This is a genomic window from Dickeya dadantii NCPPB 898 (assembly GCF_000406145.1).
Lineage (GTDB): Bacteria > Pseudomonadota > Gammaproteobacteria > Enterobacterales > Enterobacteriaceae > Dickeya > Dickeya dadantii.
This window is the reverse complement of sequence record NZ_CM001976.1, coordinates 3,524,746-3,544,673: the sequence shown is the minus strand read 5'-3', so window position 1 is coordinate 3,544,673 and position 19,928 is coordinate 3,524,746. Positions and strand designations below refer to the sequence as shown.

Sequence of the window (19,928 nt, the reverse complement as noted above, 5' to 3'; positions counted from 1 at the left end):
ATAAAGATTGTCAGGGCAAGGTCGATAAACTCATGTATGCATGTGGTATACTTTTATTCGTAAGCATATCCTTCAATGGCGGAACATATAGTGCAGCAAAATAGTCACTTTAATCAGCCCGGCTCTGAAGTCTCCATCACCGGGGAGGCACAGTTTGCAGACGCTGATTACTGGCACAGCTGCCACAGGCGGTACAGATTCCAACCCATTTACCGTACTTCCGGTCGCCTAATGGGAATTGAATTGCTGACTGCCGTTTTTCACCCGTCCATGCCGCAGAAGTTTTTATCTCCCGAACACTACTTTGCCCGCCTTAATGTCGAAGAACGCTTAAATATCGTTATTGAACAATTGCAGTTACTGAGCCGGTGGCATGACCGTTTTGTCCAGGATGGACTGCGCGCATCCGTCAATATTGATGGATTGACATTGCTGGCGCTGCAGGAAAACCTTAAAGCCAAAAAACTGCTGGCGACCATGCCTTGGTTGCGTTTTGAACTGGTTGAAAGCCTGGCTGTTTTGCCTCACGATACGCTGGCGACATTGCCCGAAGCGGGGCAGCTCTGGCTGGATGATTTTGGCTGCGGCGTGGCGAATTTCTCCTCGCTGGCGCCGGCAAGGTATGACTGCATCAAGATTGCCCGCGAGCTTTTCATTATGTTGCTCAAGAGCGAAGAGGGGCGGCAGCTGTTTCCGTCACTGGTCACGCTGATTGCCACTTACTGTAATGATGTCGTCATTGAAGGGGTTGAAACTAAAGAAGAGTGGGAAATTGTCAGACAATCTAATGCCTCGGCAGCCCAGGGGTATTTCTTGTCACGACCTCAACCGTTTGAAAATCTGGACGATCTTCGTTCCGAGTTGTAATCATCCCTTCTGTTATGCCTGCTTTGTTGCTTTTACCCAGGTGTGCAATGCATTCAGCCCCCCCTAGAAACCCGCCGTCGTTCTCACCAGAGCGTTGAGGGTAAAAGAAAAATTCATACTCTATCAATATACAGTATAAAATAAATGATTAGATTGCTAGTCATGGTTTTTTCATTTTTTATGCCTTGTTTTTTATACAAATATAGTGTTTTATGTGGCCGAGGTTCTGTTTGCTGAACAAGTAAACTGTGATGACAGTCTAAAAAAACAGCAATCATAAGAGAAAGAACTGGTTGATTTTATTGTTTTAATTGATTGATTTATAAAGACAAAAAAATAAATGTTTGTCACCAACGATCAAAAAGCGACTGATGATAGTTATTTTTGATTAAAATGGTGGGACTTATCGGTATAATTGATTTGCTTACGAAAAATTGATAGTCAAAATACTGCGCTACGAAATCTGTAAAGAGCTGTATCAAAATATTAGCCAGGCTTATGTCTATAACTATCATTAATATAACTGATTAAGCTAATTCTCTTGATTCTATTATTTAGGTCTGCACACGGCGATATAATGGAGGCTTTATGCTGTCGTTTTTATGGCTATGAACCTGTCCTGCAGAGCTGGATAGTTTTCTCATTCATCCTTTCTACTCTCCGGAAATGTGCCAACCCTGAAAATCCAGACGAGGGGAGTTATTACCGGGATTTTTCGTCTTCAGTGATGCGATTTGTTCGATCAGGACCGTTCCGGGCCTGAGGAGAGTGTTATTGTGTATGAAATTATAATAACCCTATTAATAGTACTCTTAGGGATTTCTTCTGCAAGGAGCCGCAAATTCCAGGAAAAAGCTAACGCGGAACAAAAAAAGCAGGACTTCCTGAACATGGTGTTCTTCGCCGCCGAATACAGCCCCTCATCCATTATGATCGCTAATGAAAGCTGTGAAATCGTGTACGTGAACCGGCAGTTCACCGTGATGTCGGGTTATGAAGCGGAAGAAGTGATCGGGCGCAAGACGAATATATTAAGTTCCGGCATGACCAACGCTAGCGTGTATGAGGAACTGTGGTCCACCCTGAATAAAGGCGAAATTTGGAACGGCGAGTTTATTAACCGTAAGAAAAACGGACAGTTATATTGGGAAAAAGCCAGTATCGTCAAAATATATAATAAAGCCAGCGATGCGGTTCAGTATGTCAGCATAAAAATGGATATCACTGAGCGTAAGACTCAGGAGCACCATGACAATTCCTACAACCGTGCGCTGGAGCTGCTGTCGAGCGGCGCGCCGCTGAAGGATATTCTGGATGCGATCATCTTCAGCGTCGAGGAGAAAAACCCCGGAAGAATTGTCTGCTCCGTGCTGTTGGTCGACAAGGAGAAGAAGTGTCTGACCCTTGGTTCGGCTCCCAGCCTGCCCGGTTTTTACAAGAATGCTATTCATAATGTGAAGATTGCCGATGGCGCGGCTTCGTTCGGCTCGGCCGCCTACTCCGGCAAGCGCGTTATTGCGGAAGACATTTCCACCCATCCCCATTGGGCGCTGTATAAGGGCCTGGCGTTGTATGCCGGCTTGCGCTCCTGCTGGTCTGAACCCATTTTCGGGCAGAACAAGGAAATTCTTGGGGTGCTGAGCGTTTATCACCGTAAGGTTTATTCCCCGACAGAGGACGAAATCGCTTCGATTGAGAAATCAGCGCAACTGGTGGCGGTGGCGATCGAACGTTATCGGGCGATTGATATGTTGCGTCGCAGTGAAGAGCACTACCGACAGCTGGCGCATTACGACTCCCTGACTTCACTGGCCAACGGGTTGACTTTCGCCGAGCAAATGGAGCAGGCGATTCAACTGTCTCGCCAGACCCACCGCAAGATCGCGTTAATGTTCCTCGACCTGGATAAGTTCAAGCAGATTAACGATACCTTCGGCCATGCGACCGGGGATTTGCTGTTGAAGGAAGCCGCGGCGCGTATGCGAGGCGCTGTGCGTGAAACAGACACGGTATATCGCCGTAGCGGCGACGAATTCATCATCTTGCTGCAGGGGATCAAAGAGGTCGAGAATACATTGTATGTCGCGGACAAGATCCACCATGCCCTCAATGAACCTTTCTATATTGAAGGCAAGAAGCTGGATATTTCATGCAGCATCGGGATTGCGCTGTATCCGGAACACGGTACGGATTCGCTGACGCTGGCTATCAATGCCGACGCGGCGATGTATCAGGCGAAGGCATTGGGACGAAGCCAGACTCAGATCTATCATGATTTGAATACCCACCAGTAAACGCCGATTCGTGTTATCTTTCCCGCAGGGCTTCCGCCCGGGCTTGCCGAATCGGTTTCAGCAGATAGCTGAGTAATGTCTTTCTGCCGGTAATGATATTCACATTGGCGACCATGCCGGGAAGAATCAGCAGCGGCTTGTCGATATTCCCCAGATAGTTTTTCTCCGTACGCAACCGCACAAGATAAAAGCTATTGCCGGCCTGATCGGTCACCATATCCTGACTAATCTGGTCGATATAACCTTTCAGCCCGCCAAGTGTAGCGTCGTCATATGCGGTGAACGTCATCATTGCTTCCTGTCCGGGGCGCAAATACGCCATATCTTGCAGCCTGACCCGCGCTTCTATCAGCAGCTTGTCATCCAGCGGCGTGATTTCCACCAGCGTACGGCCGGGAGAGATTTTACCAGTAGCGGCATCGACCAGAATGTATCTGATGATGCCCCGCACGGGAGACACCACCAGCGACAGCTTATCCGCCTTGTTTTCACTGGCGTCGGCGCTCGTATTGGAAGGCTGGATATGCTCCAGCCGCATCAGCGGTTCGCCGATGTTGACGATTTGCCCCTCGCGGATATACATGTCGCTGAGTTCGCCCGTTTCCTGCGCCTGTACCCGATAGCGCTGCGATTGACTGATCGTTTTCCCTGTCACGTGCACGACTTCATCAATTTCGGCAACCGCCGCCCAGCCGACCAGAAAGACTGCGAAAGCCAGCATGATCCAGATCGACAGCCGAATGAGGCGGGGCGTATCTTCCACCAGCGCCCGTCCAACGTCCGGCAACGCCTGAGGATCCGACTGGTGGTGGCTGGAGAAATACGCGTTGAGATGTTGTACGAATTTAGCGAGACGCATTGATCTGCCCCTTCTTTAATGCATCCAGCACGATGGCTTTGGGACCATCGGCGATAATGCGCCCTTTGTCCACGATCACTAGTCGATCGACCAGCGTCAGCATGGAAACCCGGTGCGTCACCAGCAGCAGCGTTCTGTTGGCGATGTAGGTTTGCAGAGCCTGCTTAAACCGGTCTTCGCTGCTGTTGTCCATGGCGCTGGTGGGTTCATCCATCACCAGAATCGGCGGATCAAGCAGCAGCGCGCGCGCGATGGCGACCGCTTGCCGCTGACCGCCAGACAGTTGCATGCCACGTTCACCAACCTGCAGGTTATAACCGTCCGGGTGCAACCGGGCGAAATCGTTCACGCCGGCAATATCCGCCACGCGCAGCATCGCGTCGTCTTCTACATAGCGGGCGCCGCAAATCAGGTTGTCCCGCAGCGTGCCGCTGAATAGCTGAATATCCTGCGGCACATAGCCGATGTGGTGACGCACATCGGCGATATCGAGCTGACGGGCGTCTATGCCGTCGATCAGTAGGTTGCCGTTGGTCGGCTGATACAGGTTGACGATCAGCTTTTCCAGAGAACTTTTACCGGAACCGGTACGGCCGATAATGCCGACTTTTTCGCCGGGGCGGATCGACAGGTTAATATCAATCAGGGCGCGATTTTTCTGCTCCGGGTAGCGGAAGGTGACATCGCGAAACTCGATGCTACCCTGAATGCTTTCCCGTTTCAGAGGGTAGGGCTGTTCGCCCCGTTCCTGCGGTAACTCCATCAGATGACGGGTTTCTTCCAGCGTCAGTCGCGCCTGCTGATAACGGGTAAACAGCTCGGACAGCGGCCCCAGCGTCATCAGCGCCCGACTGTTGAGCAGGTAGCAGGCGAACAGCGTGCCCAGGGTTAGCTGGCCGTCCGGCAGCAGATATACTCCAGAGACAATCACTGCAATGCCGGCGAGATGCTGACATGATTGCGTCAGATGGGTGGCGATGGACGATAGTGTTTTCACCCGCGAGTCCAGCCGGCTGATGTCGCCGCTGATTTGTTCCCACTGGTGCTGACGCTCGCCTTCCGCATTATTAATTTTGATGATATCCAGCCCGCCCAGCGTCTCGGTCAGCAGCGCCTGCCGTTCGTCAGTCAGACGTCGGGAAAGGGTCAGCGCTGTCGTGATCGGCTTTTGCAGCAGCCCGTTGATCAGCAGTACCAGAGGCAGCGTCAGCAACGGTATCCAGACCAGCGGACCACCCAGCATGCCGAGCAGAATCAGCATCAGCAGCGCGAACGGAAAGTCGATCAGCGTACCCAGCGTCAGCGACGATAACGTGTCGCGCAATGCCTGAAATTCCCGCACTCGATGCGCCACCGCGCCGGTCCGAGCCGGAAAGGCCGACAGCATCATGCCGGTCAGGCGTTCAAACAAGGTGGCTGAAAGGATAAGGTCGGTCTTTTTCCCGGCGATATCGACGCAAATACTGCGTAGTATCCGCAGTACAAGCTCAAAGATCAGAGCAATGCCAACGCCGGAGGCCAGCACCCACAAGGTGGTAGTGGTTTGATTGGGGATTACCCGATCGTAGACCTGCATGACGAACAGCGGGACAAACAGCGCGATGATATTAATCAGCAGGCTGGCGGCCACGGCATCCAGATGTAGACTGCGCGACAGTCTCAGCGTGTCCCGGAGCCAGGTTTTGCCGTGCGGCAGCAAGGCCGTCGGCGAGGCTTCGAAGCGATGGGCCGACTGGGCGAACATCACCAGCCCCAGATAGTTTTGTTGCAAGGTATTATGGTCGACCGTGATTTCTCCACCTTCGGTTTCACCGGTCATCAGACGGGCGCTGCCGTCCGCCGTCCAGCCCAGCAGGATAGCGGCGCGACCTTCACGCAGCAACAGCATGGCGGGCATTGACATCGCCGGGATGGCGTTCAGCGAGCGTTTGAGTATCCGGGCCCGCAAACCGGCGCGTGCCGCGGCGCGCGGCAACAGACTGGCGGGCAAGCGCAGGTCTTCAAGCGGCAACCCCGCAGTCAGCGTGGCGCGGCTGGTCGGTTTTCCCTGCAGCCGACACAGCACCAACAGGCTGTCAAGCAAGGGGTCATCATGGCGGATGCGGGGATCCTGATGTTGCGGGGAATGATGATATTCCTCGCCGCTCGGTGGCTGCTCATGGTGTGTATTCATGTCGCTGCGCGTTCCTTAGCCATCGTGACCGCCTGCAGGCAACGCGATCACAGATAAAAAATAGAAAAAAGTGAGCAATATGGCCTGATTTTGTTGTTTTTTCAGGTTTTGACTGGCAAGCATTATTCATGGCGAACCTTGCCGGACGCAACCTTTCATTTCAAGGCCGCCTGTCAGAACTATGCCGGGTTTGAGGCCGTCCCGTCGCTCCGCTCTGCTTGAAAATCATCTATGACGGTCAATATAACTGACATTTTGATACGACATAATACGTTTGGTAATCAGTAAGCTAATAATACTCTGCATGCGATTCAACCCGCCGTAAAACGCGGAGATTTGGCAGAGAATCACGTGGATAGCTTGCCCGGCGGTGGTGAAAATGCCATGCTGGCAGATGGCCTGACGTGATGTGGCGGTGAGGGATGCGAGCTTGTTCAGGCCTTGTCGTGCGGCATTACGCCCGCGTGGCGGCACTGATTCCACCCCGTGGATGGCTGGCGGTGCATCGGCATCGGCGTGTCATCCGGAGCGGATGGAGACGATGGGTTTCCGATGTTTGTGCTCTCTGGCAGATGCGTACGTGTGCGTTGAGACGTGTTGCGTCGTCGTCCTCTCCCAGCCGGACATACGGTTGCCGTGCGCGGTAACAGATGAAATCCTAATCAGGAATAGAGAACCACCTTGCCGGGTGAGTTCTCTTTTGCAAATAAAAAAGGGACTTGGTATGTTTTATATTTTGCGTGACAGCAACGGCCATCTCATCAGGGTAGAAGAAACGCCGTTTCCCGAAATGAACGGCGAACTGCCGGATGGTTCTGTTGAAGCAATGGCATGGCTGAATAATCAACAAGCCATTCTGGCTAACATCGAGCGACTGCGCAGCAGCGATCTGGAAATGGTGCGTGTACTGGAAGATCTGATTCAGGTGTTGATCACCAAAGGTCAGATTAACATCACGGATTTCCCGGCGGCAGCACAGCTTAAACTCATCAACCGGGCACAAGCGCGTGAAGCGCTGGGCGATCTGGATTCGCTAATCCGCGAAGATGAGGACAAAATATTCTGATGTCGAGAAGTACTGACAAAACGGCTTGCCAGTTACCTTGCAAGCCGTTTTTTATTGGTTCGGCAGTGCGTTACCTGTGCGCCGGTTGCCGGCGATCGACGCAGCCTGATGAGCAAGGCGACTGAATAATGATAAAAGACGAAAAAAGTATCGATTTCGGCGCGCTGGTGTCGGAAACACGTAACCCGGCGTCGATGAATCTGGATCAACTGTCCACGCTGGAGATGGTGTCATTGTTCAATCAGGAGGACCACCGGGTACCGGAGGCGATCCGCGAGGTTTTACCGGCGATAGCTCAGGCTGTGGATGCCGCGGCAGGCTGCCTGAAGGCCGGCGGACGGATGATTTATCTGGGGGCCGGCACCAGCGGCCGTCTGGGGGTGCTGGATGCGTCGGAATGCCCACCCACCTTTGGTGTGCCGCATGGATTGGTGGTGGGGTTGATTGCCGGCGGCCCCGGCGCCTTACTGAAGGCGGTTGAAGGCGCGGAAGATGACCCGGCGTTAGGCGAAGCGGATTTGATCGCGCTGACGCTAACCTCTCAGGACATGGTGATCGGTCTTGCCGCGTCGGGGCGAACCCCCTATGTGATTGGCGGCTTGCGCTATGCGCGTGCTCTGGGCTGCCGTACCGCCGCCATTTCCTGCAACCCGCATTCGCCGATCGCACAGGCCGCAGAGATCGCCATTTCTCCGCTGGTGGGGCCGGAAGTGTTGACCGGTTCCACCAGGCTGAAGTCCGGTACGGCGCAAAAACTGGTGCTGAACATGATTTCCACCGGCGCGATGGTGCGCCTGGGCAAGGTGTACCAGAATCTGATGGTGGATGTGAAAGCCACCAACGTGAAGCTGGCGGATCGTGCCTGTCGCATCCTGATGGACGCCACCGGCGTTGATCGGGAAACGGCGCAGCGGTGTCTGGCGCAGACCGATTATGAGGTTAAACCGGCAATAGTGATGGTGGTGACCGGTTGCGATGCGCAGCAGGCCAGACAACGGCTGGCTGGGAAAGGCGGCTATCTGCGTGATGCGTTGCGCGTGGAGAGGACGTGATGCCGTTGCCGCAAACTCGAACGACCGGAGAGCGCCTATGTTGAACGCGTCGCCGACAGCCATGCGGGTTGTGTTCTTCGATTTGGATGGCACCTTGCATCGTCAGGACCTGTTTGGCAGCTTCCTGTGGTTCTTGATCCGCCATTTGCCGTTGAATGTGCTGCTGATTGTTCCTTTGTTGCCTTTGCTGGCGGCAGGATTGGCGATAAACGGCCGCGCCGCTCGCTGGCCGGTTAGCCTGCTGCTGTGGGCGATCACGGCTGGGCGGCGTGAATCGCGACTGCGGCAACTAGAGCAGGCGTTTGTGGTCTGGTTTCGTCAAAGGGTTACCCCTTTCCCTTTGGTTCACCAGCGCCTGGAGCGTTATCTGGCCGACAACCGGTCGCAGGTCTGGCTGGTCACCGGTTCGCCGCAGCGGCTGGTTGAACAGGTTTATGGCGATGCGCCGTTTTTACCTCGGGTTCAGCTGATTGGCAGCCAGATGACGCGGCGCTGGGGCGGTTGGGTACTGAGCCTGCGCTGTCTGGGGCATGAAAAAGTGGTGCAGATGGAGCGCCGGCTGGGCGCGCCGCTTGAGCTGTACAGCGGTTACAGCGACAGCCAGCAGGATAATCCACTCCTGTTTTTCTGTGCGCAGCGCTGGCGGGTGACGCCAGCCGGCCATCTGCAGCAACTGGAATGATTCGCCGCCGCTGGCATGTATAATGCGCGCCGCACGTGATGAGGGCGAAAGCCAAGAGGAATAATGAGTAGTCCAATGGATGATGAATTCTGGATGCGCCATGCATTGACGCTGGCGCAACGGGCCTGGGACGCAGGTGAGGTGCCGGTCGGCGCCGTGCTGGTGCGGGGAGACAAGATCATCGGCGAAGGCTGGAATCGCCCGATTAGCCGGAATGATCCCACCGCCCATGCAGAGATCATGGCGTTACAGCAGGGCGGACAGGCGCTGCAAAACTATCGCCTGTTGGATAGCACCCTGTACATTACGCTGGAGCCCTGCGTGATGTGCGCCGGCGCCATGATCCACAGCCGCATCAACCGGCTGGTGTATGGCGCGGCCGACGCCAAGACCGGCGCGGCCGGTTCACTGGTGGATATTCTGCGCCATCCGGGCATGAATCATCATATCGTCATCACCGACGGGGTTCTGGCGGATGAGTGTTCTGAGCTGTTGAGTCGTTTTTTCCGTATGCGTCGCCAGCAGCAGCGTGACGCGCGCTCTGCAGAACGCGATTCGTCAGACTGAGCGTCAGCGGGAAGGATTGGCGGTTAACTGTTCCGGTGGTACGGCGGGGTAAGCGCTGGCGGCCAGTTGCTGTTGCAACGCCCGGCTTTCTTTCTCCGAGAGATACCCGACCAGGCTGACCATGTAGCGCCGGATGTTTTCCACGTAGTTGTAAGCCTCCTGACCGCGGGCGTAACCGTTGGCGGTCTGGGCGTAATAGCGTTTCTGGCTCAACATCGGCAGACGTATCTTGACGTCGGCCCAACTGTCCGGATTGCCTTTCTGTTTTTCCGTCAGTTTACGGGCATCCATCATATGGGCGTACCCCATGTTATAGGCGGCTAGCGCAAACCAGATGCGTTCGTCCGTCGGGATGGTTGCCGGCACCTGCTGCATCATCTGATTCAGGTATCTGGCGCCGCCGCGGATGCTTTCTTCCGGGTTGAGCCTGTCCACCACATCCAGGCTGTCAGCGGTATTGCGGGTTAGCATCATCAAGCCGCGCACCCCGGTCGGCGAGGTCGCCAGCGGGTTCCAGTGCGATTCCTGATATGAAATGGCCGCCAGCAGTTTCCAGTCGATCTCTCTGGCGTATTTCTCGAACAGTGGGCGCAGGCCCGGCAGCGTATTGTCGATGGCGCTGAGGAAGGTAGTGGTATCCACATAGTCGAACTCGCCGACATGCCCGAGATATTTCTCTTCCAGACGGGCGAGGGTGCCGTCTTCCATCGTTTGACTGAAGAAGTCGAGCAGCGCGGCGGAGAGACTATCGTCATGGTTTTGCCGCATATACCAGGTAACCGGCTCTTCGTCGCTGAGGTCGAACGACACCGCCAACTGCGGGTGAATACGCTGCATCAGGCCGATGTTGATTGAGTCGGCGATGGTGTAATCCAGTTTTCCTTCCGCCACCTGCTTTAGTAAGTCCAGTTCGGACAAGTCGGTGGCGACCTCCCAACTCAGTTGCGGGTATTTACCGGCTTTGAAATCGCGCAGCGTCGCAGCGTGCGCCGAGCCGGACAATACGGCCAGTTTGCCCTGTAACTTGTCCAGCGCGCTGGGGCGAGCCGTACCCATGCGATAGACCAGTTGCTGCGACACAGAATAATAGGAAGGACCGGCCCGGAAACGGCTCAGGCGCTCCCGGTTATAAATCAGGCCGGCGGCCAGCAGGTCGGCATTGTCGTTATCCAGATCGCTGAACAGATCGTCGACGTTTTGGCGCACCGATACCACCAGCCGCACGCCGAGGTAGTCGGCGAATCGTTTGGCCAGTTCGTAGTCCAGTCCGGTGGGGGAACCGTTGCTGAGCGTATAGGTCAGCGGAGAGGTAACGGTGCTGATGCGCAGCTCGCCACGTGAAAGGATTTGCCTTAGCTGAACATCCTGGTGACTGCGCCAGGGAATATTTGGCCACAGTGCCAGCGTCAACAGCAAAGCGATCACCCCGATGAAAACATAATTTATCGTTAAACGCTTCAATGAGTTGTCTCTCGGCGGCCGGTTGGCCTGTCTGTCTGTAACGGCAGTTTCTTATGCATCTGTCCCAGAGTCGGGGGGCATTTTGCTTAACAAACCGCCAGTGTGCAACTGTTATTAGTTTGTCTACTGTTTAACCGCAAGGTTCTCTCAATGTTTAACAATCGCTACGCAAACGGTTTCGTCGCGCGCCACTATTCTCTATAATAGCGCGCGTTTCCCCCCTGTAGCGCCCTGACGCACTGTCTCCGGTGCCTCGAAGACGAGAGAAATTTAGATGATGGAAATACTGCGTGGTTCACCCGCCTTATCGGCTTTTCGTATCAATAAACTGTTGGCCCGGTGCAAGGAATATCACCTGCCCGTCAGCGACATTTATGCCGAATACGTCCACTTCGCCGATGTGAACGCTCCGCTAAACCATGACGAGCAGTCACGACTGAGCCGCCTGCTGAAATACGGCCCTTCTCTCGCAGAGCACGAGCCTACCGGGCGGCTGATTCTGGTGACCCCGCGTCCGGGCACCATTTCTCCCTGGTCTTCCAAGGCAACCGACATCGCGCACAATTGCGGTTTGCAGAAAATTCGTCGTCTGGAGCGCGGTCTGGCGTTTTACATCCACGCGCCGACGCTCAGCGATGCACAGTGGCGGGAACTGGCCGCGCTGCTTCATGACCGCATGATGGAAAGCGTGTTTGACGACCTGCAACAGGCCAATCTGCTGTTTTCCCAGCATCAGCCGGCTCCGTTGAAACGGGTGGAAATTTTGCTGCAGGGGCGTCCCGCGCTGGAAGAAGCTAACCTGCGTCTGGGTCTGGCGCTGGCCGACGACGAAATGGATTATCTGCTGGATGCCTTTACCAAACTGGGACGCAATCCGACAGATATCGAACTCTACATGTTCGCGCAGGCGAATTCCGAGCACTGCCGTCACAAAATCTTTAATGCCGATTGGGTCATCAATGGCGAAACGCAGCCGAAGTCGCTGTTCAAGATGATCAAAAACACCTTTGAGCATACGCCGGACTATGTCCTGTCCGCCTATAAAGATAACGCGGCGGTGATGGAAGGGTCGGCCGTCGGCCGTTTCTTCGCCGATCCGCAGGGCGCTTACGGCTACCATCAGGAAGACGCGCATATCCTGATGAAGGTGGAAACCCACAACCACCCGACCGCCATTTCACCGTGGCCGGGCGCCGCGACCGGTTCCGGCGGCGAAATTCGCGATGAAGGCGCTACCGGGCGGGGGGCAAAACCGAAAGCCGGTCTGGTGGGGTTCTCGGTATCCAACCTGCGCATTCCTGGGTTTATCCAGCCGTGGGAGCAGGATTTCGGCAAGCCGGATCGTATCGTCAGCGCGCTGGACATCATGACCGACGGCCCGCTGGGCGGCGCGGCATTTAATAACGAATTCGGCCGTCCGGCGCTGACCGGTTATTTCCGTACTTATGAAGAAGTGGTGGACAGCCATAACGGCGTTGAGGTACGTGGCTACCATAAACCGATCATGCTGGCGGGCGGTATCGGCAACATTCGCGCCGGGCATGTGAAAAAAGGTGAAATCAGCATCGGCGCCAAGCTGATCGTGCTGGGTGGCCCGGCGATGAACATTGGTCTGGGCGGCGGCGCGGCGTCTTCCATGACCTCCGGTCAGTCTGACGCGGATCTGGATTTTGCCTCGGTACAGCGCGATAACCCGGAAATGGAGCGTCGCTGTCAGGAAGTGATCGACCGTTGCTGGCAGCTCGGCGAACAGAACCCGATTTTGTTTATCCATGACGTCGGTGCGGGCGGCCTGTCCAACGCCATGCCGGAGCTGGTTAGCGACGGCGGTCGCGGCGGTCGTTTTGAGCTGCGCGACATCCTGAATGATGAACCGGGTATGAGCCCGCTGGAAGTCTGGTGTAACGAATCGCAGGAGCGTTATGTGCTGGCGGTAGCGCCGGAACAACTGGCGCTGTTTGATGAAATCTGCCGCCGTGAACGCGCGCCTTACGCGGTTATTGGCGAAGCCACCGAAGAGCAGCACCTGACGCTCAACGATCGCCATTTCAACAATAAACCGATCGATATGCCGCTGGACGTGTTGCTGGGCAAAACGCCGAAAATGCTGCGCGATGTTGAGCGTAAAGACGTGGAAGGCACGCCGTTGAATCGTGAAGGCATTTATCTGGCGGAAGCGGTTGAGCGTGTGCTGCACTTGCCGGCCGTGGCCGAGAAAACCTTCCTGATCACTATCGGCGACCGCACGGTAACCGGGATGGTGGCGCGCGACCAGATGGTCGGGCCGTGGCAGGTTCCGGTGGCGGACTGTGCCGTGACGACCGCCAGTCTGGATAGCTATTACGGTGAAGCGATGTCCATCGGCGAGCGTGCGCCGGTGGCGCTGCGTAATTTCGCCGCGTCGGCGCGGTTGGCGGTCGGGGAAGCGCTGACCAACATTGCGGCGACGCATATCGGCGAGCTGAAACGGGTGAAACTGTCCGCCAACTGGATGGCGGCGGCCGGGCATCCGGGCGAGGACGCTGGTCTGTATGAAGCGGTGAAGGCGGTTGGCGAAGAACTGTGTCCGGCGTTGGGGTTGACCATTCCGGTGGGTAAAGACTCTATGTCGATGAAAACCCGCTGGCAGGAAAACGGCGAAGACAAGTCGGTAACGGCGCCGCTGTCGTTGGTGATTTCCGCCTTTGCCCGCGTGGAAGATGTGCGTCATACCGTCACGCCGCAGTTGCGTACCGACAAGGACAACGTGCTGCTGATGATCGACCTGGGCGCCGGGCATCACGCGCTGGGCGCTACGGCGCTGGCGCAGGTGTATCGCCAACTGGGTCGTAAGACTGCGGATGTGCGTAATCCGGCGCAACTGGCGGGGTTCTTCAACGCGATGCAGGCGCTGGTGGCGAATCAGGCCCTGCTTGCATACCACGACCGTTCAGACGGCGGCCTGCTGGTCACGCTGGCGGAGATGACGTTTGCCGGGCATTGCGGCGTCAAAGCGGACATCGGTTCCATGGGCGAAGATGCGCTGGCGGTGCTGTTCAACGAAGAGCTGGGCGCCGTCATTCAGATCGACGCTTCCCGCCGTGCCGAAGTGGAACAGGTACTGGCTGAGCATGGTCTGGCGGATTGCGTGCATTATCTGGGGCAGGCGGAAGCCGGCAACCACTTCATCATTCACAGCGGCGACGATGTGGTGTACCACGAGAGCCGCACTACGCTGCGCAACTGGTGGGCAGAAACCACCTGGCAAATGCAGCGTCTGCGCGATAACCCGCAGTGCGCCGATCAGGAACACCACGCCAAATCCGATGACAACGATCCGGGGCTGAACGTGGCGCTGACCTTTGACCTGCGCGAAGACATTGCCGCGCCGTTCATCAGCCGTCAGGCGCGCCCGAAGGTGGCGGTACTGCGTGAGCAAGGCGTCAACTCTCATGTGGAAATGGCCGCGGCGTTCCATCGAGCCGGGTTTGACGCTATTGATATTCATATGAGCGATCTGCTGGCCGGCCGCCGTAACCTACAGGACTTCCAGGCGCTGGTCGCCTGCGGCGGTTTCTCTTACGGCGACGTGCTGGGCGCCGGTGAGGGCTGGGCGAAATCGATCCTGTTCAACGATCGGGTACGCGATGAGTTCGCCGCTTTCTTCCTGCGTCCGCAAACACTGGCGCTGGGCGTATGTAACGGCTGTCAGATGATGTCCAACCTGCGTGAACTGATTCCGGGGGCGGAGCATTGGCCGCGTTTTGTGCGCAACAAATCAGACCGTTTTGAAGCACGTTTCAGTCTGGTGGAAGTGACCAACAGCCCGTCGTTGTTCCTGCAGGATATGGCCGGTTCCCGTATGCCGATCGCCGTGTCGCACGGTGAAGGCCGCGTAGAAGTGCGTGACGACAGCCATCTGGCCGCTCTGGAACAGCATCAGTTGGTGGCGCTGCGCTACGTGAACAACTACGGTCAGGCCACGGAAGATTACCCGGCTAACCCGAACGGTTCGCCCAACGGCATCACCGCGGTGACCAGCGCTAGCGGTCGCGCTACGGTGATGATGCCGCACCCGGAGCGTGTGTTCCGTACGGTCAGCAACTCCTGGCACCCGGAAACGTGGGGCGAAGACAGCCCGTGGATGCGTATGTTCCGTAACGCACGCCGTCAGTTGGGGTAATGCGATAAATTAATGTGTTGATAATAAAGGGACTTCGGTCCCTTTATTTTTTTGTCTCAAATCAACGACAACACCATGTTGATCCGTCGCCAAAAGGTGACATTTATCTATTTGATTTTTAATGGCTATTTTTGTTGTTCATCAGGGTGTCTTTTTTTAGCGACAAAAGGCTAAATTTCCAGCGAGCTAAAGTGGCAGTCAGATCGTCTTTTAGATTACCTTTTATTTTATTTTTATTTATATTTCAGTTGTTTATTTTTTGTTGTTGATAATTGGCACGACAGGTGCATAATGGGGCTGCTGCTCATTCAACTGGTTATGATGGTATGGTGAAGGTCAATACCATGCTCATAACGCCCCGAATGATGCCGAAAGATAAGGTGCCTATCGTCCAGCTTTATTGATAACTGCCTTTGGGCTTTATCACACATCGGGCGACACGTTGAGTGAGGCACCGCCTATTCAGAGACCCGGTCAGACAGTTACTGTGTGACCGGGTTTCGCTTTTTGGCGACGTTGCTTTCAAGCTGCCTGGCGCTATTTTGCGAGCCGACTCATACTTTCCCGCCGGATTTTGCATTGCTGCACGGAATGATTGCGTGCGATTTTCCGCGATCCTGACGGTCTGCTTTTGAGGTAATGCGGATAACGCGTACAATGGCGCGTTATTGCGAGTGATGTATCAAGCGGACTGTTCTGGCAGGTAACGATATGATTTCGTTGAAACGTTGGCGTTTTTTCCCACGCTCTTTACGGCAGTTGGTCATTATGGCATTCCTGCTGGTTTTATTGCCGCTGCTGGTGCTGGCCTATCAAGCCTACGAGAGTCTGGATCACCTCAGCGAACAGGCTGCCGGAATCAATAACACTACGCTGGCCGACGCCCGGCGTAGTGAAGCCATGACCAGCACGGCCATCAGCATGGAGCGCAGCTACCGTCAGTTTTGCGTGCTGGGAGATCAAACCTTATCGCAGCTGTATCAAAACCAGCGCAAGCAGTACTCCCAGATGCTGGACGTCCATGCGCCGATTCTGCCTGACCCTTCCTATTATCAAAATCTACGGCAATACCTGACGCAACTGACGGATATCCGTTGTCAGAATAACGGTCCGGCGGCGGAGTCCGCCACGGTGCTTGATACTTTCTCCCGCACGAATGCCCAGATGGTGCAGGCAACCCGCGAAGTGATTTTCTCGCGCGGGCAGCAGCTGCAACAAGACATTGCCGAGCGAGGCCGTTTTTTCGGCTGGCAGGCGTTGGTGCTGTTTCTGGTCAGCGTGCTGTTGGTGATGCTGTTTACCCGAATGATTATCGGGCCGGTGAAAGGCGTAGAGCGCATGATCAACCGGCTGGGAGAAGGCCGTCCGTTGGGTCGAATCGCCAGCTTCAGGGGGCCGACGGAGATTCGTTCTCTGGCGCAGCGGATCATCTGGCTGAGCGAGCGTCTGTCCTGGCTGGAAGCGCAACGTCATGAGTTTTTGCGCCACTTGTCCCATGAACTGAAAACGCCGCTGGCGAGTCTGCGTGAAGGCGCGGCGCTACTGGCGGACGAAGTGGTTGGCACGCTAACGGCTGACCAGAAAGAGGTGGTGGCGATTCTCGATAACAGCAGCCGCCATCTACAGCAACTAATTGAACAACTGCTCGACTATAACCGAAAACTGGCGGATGCGCCGGCCGGGCTGGAACAGGTGGATATCGACGATATCGTCAATATGGTTGTTTCTGCTCATAGCCTGCCGGCGCGTGGCAAACTGATGCAAACGCATATTGAACTGGATGCGAAAGCGTGCCGGGCGGAAACCACGCTGTTGATGCGGGTAGTGGATAATCTCTATTCCAATGCGGTGCACTACGGGCAGGAATCCGGTAACATTTGGATCCGCAGCCGTCAGGTCGAGGGCCGGGTTCAGATTGATGTCGCCAACAGTGGTACACCGATCCCTGAGTCAGATAAAAGTATGATATTCGAGCCTTTTTATCAGGGGGCTCACCAGCGCAAGGGCGCAGTAAAAGGGAGTGGACTGGGATTGAGCATTGCGCAGGATTGCATCCGCCGTATGCAGGGGGAGCTGAATCTGGTCTCGGTGGATTACGCCGATGTCTGTTTTCGTATTGAATTACCATTGAACACTGAGAATTAACCATGATTGCACGGTTGTTAAGCCTCCTGTCGTTACGAGGTCCGGTGATGTCGTTGTCCGGCCCGGAGGTGGTTGCCGCGCTGAAAAAGCTGCTGATCCTGCCATGGCTATTTTTATCGGCTGTTGTACTGGCCGGCTGTGCTCAGGATAACGACAATACCCCCACCGAGCGGCGGGGGACAGAGATAGTCAGTCCGCCCAAAGAGCAGGTGGCGGATTACAGCACCATGTCTTGTGGGCGGTTGTGGCAACTCCATAACACCGAGGCGATGAACAACGCGCTGTACTGGTTGCGTGTGATGGATTGCGCTGCGCACATGACGCCGGCGCAGGCCCGGCAACAGACGCTGTTGGTGGGAGAAAATGACTGGAGCGGTTTGTTCCGTCAGGCCATCTTGCTGGATAATGCTGAAACTACAGTGCAGGAACGTCGCCAGATTATTGAACAGTTGAACCGTCATCGGTTGAATGTGCCGTTGACGTTGCTGCCGCTGTTCCAGGTCTGGCTGGATAAACAGAACCTGATGCTGACGCTGGCTGATGAGCGTCAGCGCTTTCAGCGGACACAAGAAAACAGCGACAAGCAGCTGGAGGTGATGCATGAGCAGCAGAATCAGTTGCAATCCCAGTTGGAAGCCACGACGCGTAAACTGGAAAATCTGACCGATATCGAACGCCAGCTCTCATCACGCAAGCCGGTACAGGGCGATTTGCCTGATGGCGAAGGGCGCCGGGCGGTAAAAAGCGGTGAAGGTGAAACGCCGCCCGCTGCGGTGAAAAAAGGAATGAAAAGCGAATGACCACCCGAAAACCCGCCAGCCTGCTGTTAGTGGATGATGATCCGAGCCTGTTGAAATTGCTGGGAATGCGTTTGACCAGTGAAGGGTTTACCGTCACCACGGCAACCAACGGTCAGGACGCGCTACGGTTGTTGCAGCGGGAAAAAATCGATCTGGTGATCAGCGATTTGCGCATGGATGAAATGGATGGGTTGGCCTTGTTTGCCGAAATCCAGAAAAATCAGCCGGGAATGCCGGTGATTATCCTGACTGCGCACGGTTCTATCCCCGAAGCGGTGGCGGCAACGCAGCAGGGCGTATTCAGTTTTTTGACCAAGCCGGTTGATCGCGACGCGTTGTACAAAGCGATTGATGATGCGCTTAAGCTGTCGCCGCCGGCAAGCGATGAGAGCTGGCGCGCGGCGGTGGTGACGCGCAGCCCGATTATGCTACGCCTGCTCGAACAGGCCAAAATGGTGGCGCAGTCGGATGTCAGCGTATTGATTAACGGCCAGAGCGGCACCGGGAAAGAGGTGCTGGCGCAGGCGATTCACGCCGCCAGCCCGCGAGCGGGAAGGCCGTTTATCGCCATCAACTGCGGCGCATTGCCGGAACCTTTGCTGGAATCCGAGCTATTCGGCCATGCCCGGGGGGCTTTTACCGGAGCCGTCAGTCAGCGCGAGGGGTTATTCCAGGCAGCGGAAGGCGGTACGCTGTTTCTGGATGAAATTGGCGACATGCCGCTCGCGTTGCAGGTGAAGCTGCTGCGCGTATTGCAGGAACGCAAGATCAGGCCGCTGGGCAGTAACCGGGATATAGACATCAATGTACGGATTATTTCCGCCACCCATCGTGATTTACCCAAAGCGATGGAGAAAGGGGAATTTCGTGAGGATCTTTACTATCGCCTCAACGTGGTGAATCTCAAACTGCCTGCGTTGAATGAGCGTGCTGAAGATATTCCGCTGCTGGCGAACCATTTGTTACGTGAAGCGGCGGCACGACACAAACCTTTTGTACGCAGTTTTTCGACGGATGCCATGAAACGCCTGATGGCGGCCAGCTGGCCGGGCAACGTGCGGCAACTGGTCAATGTGATTGAGCAATGCGTCGCGCTGACCAGTGCGCCGGTCATTGGCGATGCGTTGGTGGAACAGGCGCTGGAAGGGGAAAATACGGCGCTGCCTACGTTTGCCGAAGCGCGTAACCAGTTTGAGCTCAATTACCTGCGCAAATTACTGCAGATCGCCAAAGGCAACGTGACGCAGGCGGCGCGCATGGCGGGACGAAACCGTACCGAGTTTTATAAATTGCTGGCAAGGCACGAATTGGACGCCAACGATTTTAAAGAATAGTGTTAAGTTATTGTGAATTGCATGGCCGATCATGATTTCGCCGTGCTGGCTCTGGCCGCTACATAGTGATGATTAGGATTTCACCATGAAAAAGATTGATGCGATTATTAAACCATTCAAACTGGATGATGTACGCGAAGCGTTAGCCGAGGTTGGCATCACCGGGATGACGGTCACGGAAGTAAAGGGATTCGGACGCCAGAAGGGGCATACCGAGCTGTATCGCGGCGCGGAATACATGGTGGATTTTCTGCCGAAAGTGAAAATTGAGATCGTGGTGTCTGACGATATCGTTGATACCTGTGTGGAAACGATCATGAGCACCGCGCAGACTGGCAAGATTGGCGACGGTAAGATCTTTGTCTTTGATGTCGCTCGCGTCATCCGTATCCGCACCGGTGAAGAGGACGAAGCCGCTATCTGACGGGCTATCGTTTGTCAGCCGCCGCAAAGATAAACAGCCAGC

At 55.4% G+C, this 19,928-nt stretch carries 14 protein-coding genes; 11 read left to right on the top strand and 3 right to left on the bottom strand.

All coding sequences use genetic code 11. The features are described from left to right. Positions 1 to 75: 75 nt before the first annotated feature. Both pdeH and DDA898_RS15880 read left to right on the top strand, forming a co-directional pair. Positions 76 to 867, top strand: a complete 792-nt coding sequence (gene pdeH, locus DDA898_RS15885) for a cyclic-guanylate-specific phosphodiesterase (protein ID WP_071604555.1) — start codon at positions 76 to 78, stop codon at positions 865 to 867. Positions 868 to 1,643: 776 nt separating this feature from the next. Beyond that, complete coding sequence (locus tag DDA898_RS15880) at positions 1,644 to 3,161, top strand: sensor domain-containing protein (RefSeq protein WP_038666731.1); 1,518 nt, start codon at positions 1,644 to 1,646, stop codon at positions 3,159 to 3,161. 13 nt (positions 3,162 to 3,174) lie between these two features. On the opposite strand, the gene DDA898_RS15875 is transcribed toward DDA898_RS15880, so the two are convergent. Next, positions 3,175 to 4,020 carry a beta-barrel domain-containing protein gene (locus tag DDA898_RS15875; RefSeq protein ID WP_038911700.1) on the bottom strand — a complete coding sequence of 282 codons (846 nt, stop codon included), beginning with the start codon at positions 4,018 to 4,020 and terminating at the stop codon, positions 3,175 to 3,177. After that, a complete protein-coding gene (locus DDA898_RS15870) occupies positions 4,007 to 6,193 on the bottom strand; it encodes a type I secretion system permease/ATPase (RefSeq protein WP_038911699.1) in 2,187 nt (728 codons plus the stop codon). Before DDA898_RS15870 ends, DDA898_RS15875 begins: the two co-directional genes overlap by 14 nt. Positions 6,194 to 6,917: 724 nt before the next feature. Between DDA898_RS15870 and DDA898_RS15860 the strand changes: the two genes are divergently transcribed. From DDA898_RS15860 to tadA, 4 genes are all read left to right on the top strand, one after another. Then, positions 6,918 to 7,259: a tryptophan synthase subunit beta gene (locus tag DDA898_RS15860; RefSeq protein WP_033112002.1), complete on the top strand. Its 342-nt coding sequence runs from the start codon at positions 6,918 to 6,920 to the stop codon at positions 7,257 to 7,259. Positions 7,260 to 7,387: 128 nt separating this feature from the next. Then, the gene (gene murQ / locus DDA898_RS15855) at positions 7,388 to 8,311 is read left to right on the top strand and encodes an N-acetylmuramic acid 6-phosphate etherase (protein ID WP_038901813.1); all 924 of its coding nucleotides are present in this window, start codon (positions 7,388 to 7,390) and stop codon (positions 8,309 to 8,311) included. 37 nt (positions 8,312 to 8,348) lie between these two features. Beyond that, positions 8,349 to 8,993 carry a phosphatidylglycerophosphatase C gene (gene yfhb / locus DDA898_RS15850; protein WP_038901812.1) on the top strand — a complete coding sequence of 215 codons (645 nt, stop codon included), beginning with the start codon at positions 8,349 to 8,351 and terminating at the stop codon, positions 8,991 to 8,993. 63 nt (positions 8,994 to 9,056) lie between these two features. Further along, a complete protein-coding gene (tadA, locus tag DDA898_RS15845; protein WP_038911697.1) occupies positions 9,057 to 9,560 on the top strand; it encodes a tRNA adenosine(34) deaminase TadA in 504 nt (167 codons plus the stop codon). A 3-nt stretch (positions 9,561 to 9,563) separates the two neighbouring features. Here the strand turns inward: tadA and mltF are convergent, their stop codons facing one another. After that, on the bottom strand, positions 9,564 to 11,021 hold the full coding sequence (gene mltF, locus DDA898_RS15840) for a membrane-bound lytic murein transglycosylase MltF (protein WP_038911696.1): 1,458 nt from the start codon (positions 11,019 to 11,021) through the stop codon (positions 9,564 to 9,566). 277 nt (positions 11,022 to 11,298) lie between these two features. On the opposite strand from mltF, the gene purL reads away from it, so the two are divergent. The 5 genes from purL to glnB all read left to right on the top strand — a co-directional run bounded on the left by purL (position 11,299) and on the right by glnB (position 19,886). After that, positions 11,299 to 15,183, top strand: coding sequence for a phosphoribosylformylglycinamidine synthase (gene purL / locus DDA898_RS15835; protein WP_038912611.1), 3,885 nt, complete (start codon positions 11,299 to 11,301; stop codon positions 15,181 to 15,183). Between the two features lie 711 nt (positions 15,184 to 15,894). Further along, on the top strand, positions 15,895 to 17,328 hold the full coding sequence (locus DDA898_RS15830) for a sensor histidine kinase (protein ID WP_038901810.1): 1,434 nt from the start codon (positions 15,895 to 15,897) through the stop codon (positions 17,326 to 17,328). 2 nt (positions 17,329 to 17,330) lie between these two features. Beyond that, positions 17,331 to 18,128 carry a two-component system QseEF-associated lipoprotein QseG gene (gene qseG, locus DDA898_RS15825; RefSeq protein WP_038901809.1) on the top strand — a complete coding sequence of 266 codons (798 nt, stop codon included), beginning with the start codon at positions 17,331 to 17,333 and terminating at the stop codon, positions 18,126 to 18,128. Then, the gene (glrR, locus tag DDA898_RS15820; protein WP_013318987.1) at positions 18,125 to 19,462 is read left to right on the top strand and encodes a two-component system response regulator GlrR; all 1,338 of its coding nucleotides are present in this window, start codon (positions 18,125 to 18,127) and stop codon (positions 19,460 to 19,462) included. Before qseG ends, glrR begins: the two co-directional genes overlap by 4 nt. An 85-nt stretch (positions 19,463 to 19,547) precedes the next feature. Beyond that, on the top strand, positions 19,548 to 19,886 hold the full coding sequence (gene glnB, locus DDA898_RS15815) for a nitrogen regulatory protein P-II (protein WP_013318986.1): 339 nt from the start codon (positions 19,548 to 19,550) through the stop codon (positions 19,884 to 19,886). The last annotated feature ends 42 nt before the right edge of the window (positions 19,887 to 19,928 follow it).

Coding starts and splice junctions, on each gene's coding strand:
- DDA898_RS15875 (WP_038911700.1), bottom strand. CDS start 4,020: ATGCGTCTCGCTAAATTCGTACAACATCTCAACGCGTATTTCTCCAGC.
- DDA898_RS15860 (WP_033112002.1), top strand. CDS start 6,918: ATGTTTTATATTTTGCGTGACAGCAACGGCCATCTCATCAGGGTAGAA.
- yfhb (WP_038901812.1), top strand. CDS start 8,349: ATGTTGAACGCGTCGCCGACAGCCATGCGGGTTGTGTTCTTCGATTTG.
- tadA (WP_038911697.1), top strand. CDS start 9,057: ATGAGTAGTCCAATGGATGATGAATTCTGGATGCGCCATGCATTGACG.
- glnB (WP_013318986.1), top strand. CDS start 19,548: ATGAAAAAGATTGATGCGATTATTAAACCATTCAAACTGGATGATGTA.
- purL (WP_038912611.1), top strand. CDS start 11,299: ATGGAAATACTGCGTGGTTCACCCGCCTTATCGGCTTTTCGTATCAAT.
- DDA898_RS15870 (WP_038911699.1), bottom strand. CDS start 6,193: ATGAATACACACCATGAGCAGCCACCGAGCGGCGAGGAATATCATCAT.
- DDA898_RS15830 (WP_038901810.1), top strand. CDS start 15,895: ATGATTTCGTTGAAACGTTGGCGTTTTTTCCCACGCTCTTTACGGCAG.
- murQ (WP_038901813.1), top strand. CDS start 7,388: ATGATAAAAGACGAAAAAAGTATCGATTTCGGCGCGCTGGTGTCGGAA.
- qseG (WP_038901809.1), top strand. CDS start 17,331: ATGATTGCACGGTTGTTAAGCCTCCTGTCGTTACGAGGTCCGGTGATG.
- glrR (WP_013318987.1), top strand. CDS start 18,125: ATGACCACCCGAAAACCCGCCAGCCTGCTGTTAGTGGATGATGATCCG.
- pdeH (WP_071604555.1), top strand. CDS start 76: ATGGCGGAACATATAGTGCAGCAAAATAGTCACTTTAATCAGCCCGGC.